Consider the following 1934-nt stretch of genomic DNA (forward strand, 5'->3'; position numbering starts at 1 on the left):
GTGCATCGGCACTTCGGGTCCGGCCGGCACCGACATGATCACCGGGCTCTATTCGGCCGCCGCTGATTCCATTCCGATCCTGTGCATCACCGGCCAGGCGCCGCGGGCGCGGCTGAACAAGGAGGATTTCCAGGCCGTCGACATATCAGCCATTGCCGCGCCGGTCGCCAAATGGGCGGTCACGGTCATGGAGCCCTATCTCGTCCCCATGGCGCTGCAGAAGGCCTTTCATCTGATGCGCTCGTCGCGGCCGGGTCCGGTGCTGATCGACCTGCCGGTCGATGTCCAGCTGGCCGAGATCGAATTCGACATCGATGCCTATGAGCCGTTGACGCCGTTCAAGCCGGCCATGACGCGCGCCCAAGCCGAAAAGGCGTTGACGATGCTCAACGCCGCCGAAAAGCCGCTGATCGTCGCCGGCGGCGGCATCATAAACGCCGATGCGTCGGATTTGCTGATCGAATTCGCCGAGATTTCAGGCGTGCCGGTCGTCCCGACCTTGATGGGCTGGGGCGCGATCCCCGACGACCACCGGCTGATGGCCGGCATGTGCGGGCTGCAGACCTCGCACCGCTATGGCAATGCGACGATGCTGGAAGCCGATTTCGTCTTCGGCATCGGCAACCGCTGGGCCAACCGTCACACCGGCTCCGTCGATGTCTATACCAAGGGCAAAAAATTCATCCATGTCGACATCGAGCCCACTCAAATCGGCCGCGTCTTCGCGCCGGATCTCGGCGTCGTTTCGGATGCTGGTGCTGCGCTGAAGATGCTGCTCGACGTCGCCACCGAGTGGAAGACGGCAGGCAGACTGCGCGACTGGTCCGGCTGGGCGAAGGAATGCCAGGCTCGCAAGAAGACGATGAAGCGCAAGACGCATTTCGACCAGGTGCCGCTGAAGCCGCAGCGTGTCTATGAGGAGATGAACAAGGCGTTCGGCCGCGACGTCACCTACGTCACCACGATCGGCCTGTCGCAGATCGCCGGCGCGCAGTTCCTGCATGTCTACAAGCCGCGCAACTGGATCAATTGCGGCCAGGCCGGCCCGCTCGGCTGGACCTTGCCGGCTGCCCTTGGCGTGCGCGCCGCCGATCCCGACCGGACCATCGTGGCGCTGTCGGGCGACTATGATTTCCAGTTCATGATCGAGGAACTGGCGGTCGGCGCCCAGCACAAGCTGCCCTATCTCCATGTCGTGGTGAACAACGCCTATCTCGGCCTGATCCGCCAGGCGCAGCGGGGTTTCTCGATGGACTTCGAGGTCGACCTTGCCTTCGAGAACATCAACCGGGCAGGCGATCCCGAGGCCGGCTACGGCGTCGACCATGTTGCCGTCGCCGAGGCCATGGGCTGCAAGGCGGTCAGGGTGCGCAAGCCGGAAGAGTTCGCCGATGCCTTCAAGGAGGCGCAGCGGTTGATGAAGGAGCACCGGGTTCCGGTTGTCCTCGAATTCATCCTCGAACGCGTCACCAACATCTCGATGGGCACCGAGATCGACAAGATCACCGAATTCGAGGAGCTTGCCGAGAGCCACGAAGATGCGCCGACGTCGATCGTCATGCTGGATTAGGCTTGGCGGAGAAAGGGAGAAAAAGAATGCCGCGTTTTTCAGCCAATCTTTCGATGCTCTTTGGCGAGCATGAGTTCCTCGACCGTTTCGATGCCGCCGCCCGCGCCGGCTTCAAGGGCGTCGAATATATCGGCCCCTATGACCATGCGCCCGATGCCGTCGCCGCCCGGCTGAAGAAGAACGGCCTGACGCAGGTGCTTTTCAACCTGCCGGCCGGCGACTGGGGCAAGGGCGAGCGCGGCATTGCCGTGCTGCCGGACCGCGTGCCGGAATTCCGCCAGGGCATCGCCAAGGCGATCACCTACGCGCAGGCGCTCGGCTGCCAGCAGGTCAATTGCCTGGCCGGCATCGCGCCCGCCGGCGC

2 protein-coding genes are annotated in these 1934 nt (G+C 63.8%); both read left to right on the top strand.

Features of this window, described 5'->3' with window-relative positions:
- The coding region (gcl, locus tag EN991_RS34240; RefSeq protein WP_127370389.1) for a glyoxylate carboligase at positions 1-1570 on the top strand (1570 nt) is incomplete at its 5' end.
- A 26-nt stretch (positions 1571-1596) separates the two neighbouring features.
- Positions 1597-1934: TIM barrel protein (locus EN991_RS34245; RefSeq protein ID WP_164769594.1), on the top strand; the 338-nt coding region annotated here is incomplete at its 3' end.

Source organism: Mesorhizobium sp. M7A.F.Ca.US.005.03.2.1, from assembly GCF_003997795.1.
Taxonomy (GTDB): Bacteria; Pseudomonadota; Alphaproteobacteria; order Rhizobiales; family Rhizobiaceae; genus Mesorhizobium; species Mesorhizobium ciceri.